Genomic DNA, 1,424 nt, shown 5'->3' on the forward strand with positions numbered 1-1,424 from the left:
CACGTTAAGGCTGAGACCTGATGCCGAGCCGATTGTGGTGAAGTGGATGATCCTATGCTGTCGAGAAAAGCCTCTAGCGAGTTTCATGGCGGCCCGTACCCTAAACCGACTCAGGTAGTCAGGTAGAGAATACCGAGGCGTTCGGGTGAACTATGGTTAAGGAACTCGGCAAAATGCCCCCGTAACTTCGGGAGAAGGGGGGCCATCACTGGTGATCCGATTTACTCGGTGAGCTGGGGGTGGCCGCAGAGACCAGCGAGAAGCGACTGTTTACTAAAAACACAGGTCCGTGCGAAGCCGTAAGGCGATGTATACGGACTGACGCCTGCCCGGTGCTGGAACGTTAAGGGGACCGGTTAGTGCACTTTCGGGTGTGCGAAGCTGAGAACTTAAGCGCCAGTAAACGGCGGTGGTAACTATAACCATCCTAAGGTAGCGAAATTCCTTGTCGGGTAAGTTCCGACCTGCACGAATGGCGTAACGACTTCTCGACTGTCTCAACCATAGGCCCGGTGAAATTGCACTACGAGTAAAGATGCTCGTTTCGCGCAGCAGGACGGAAAGACCCCGGGACCTTTACTATAGTTTGATATTGGTGTTCGGTTCGGCTTGTGTAGGATAGGTGGGAGACTTTGAAGCGGCCACGCCAGTGGTTGTGGAGTCGTCGTTGAAATACCACTCTGGTCGTGCTGGATGTCTAACCTGGGTCCGTGATCCGGATCAGGGACAGTGTCTGATGGGTAGTTTAACTGGGGCGGTTGCCTCCTAAAGAGTAACGGAGGCGCCCAAAGGTTCCCTCAGCCTGGTTGGCAATCAGGTGTTGAGTGTAAGTGCACAAGGGAGCTTGACTGTGAGACCGACGGGTCGAGCAGGGACGAAAGTCGGGACTAGTGATCCGGCAGTGGCTTGTGGAAGCGCTGTCGCTCAACGGATAAAAGGTACCCCGGGGATAACAGGCTGATCTTCCCCAAGAGTCCATATCGACGGGATGGTTTGGCACCTCGATGTCGGCTCGTCGCATCCTGGGGCTGGAGTCGGTCCCAAGGGTTGGGCTGTTCGCCCATTAAAGCGGTACGCGAGCTGGGTTTAGAACGTCGTGAGACAGTTCGGTCCCTATCCGCTGTGCGCGTAGGAATATTGAGAAGGGCTGTCCCTAGTACGAGAGGACCGGGACGGACGAACCTCTGGTGTGCCAGTTGTCCTGCCAAGGGCATGGCTGGTTGGCTACGTTCGGAAAGGATAACCGCTGAAAGCATCTAAGCGGGAAGCCTGCTTCGAGATGAGTATTCCCACCACCTTGAGTGGTTAAGGCTCCCAGTAGACGACTGGGTTGATAGGCCAGATGTGGAAGCCCGGTAACGGGTGGAGCTGACTGGTACTAATAGGCCGAGGGCTTGTCCTCAGTTGCTCGCGTCCACTGTGTT

1 rRNA gene (only partly in view) is annotated in these 1,424 nt (G+C 55.5%); it reads left to right on the forward strand.

Annotation, left to right across the window (positions count from 1 at the left end):
• Positions 1-1,402, forward strand: a 23S ribosomal RNA gene (locus ACIBCU_RS38265) (it extends 1,823 nt beyond the left edge of the window).
• The last annotated feature ends 22 nt before the right edge of the window (positions 1,403-1,424 follow it).

Origin of the sequence: Streptomyces sp. NPDC051064, assembly GCF_044455985.1 — a bacterium.
Taxonomy (GTDB): Bacteria; Actinomycetota; Actinomycetes; order Streptomycetales; family Streptomycetaceae; genus Streptomyces.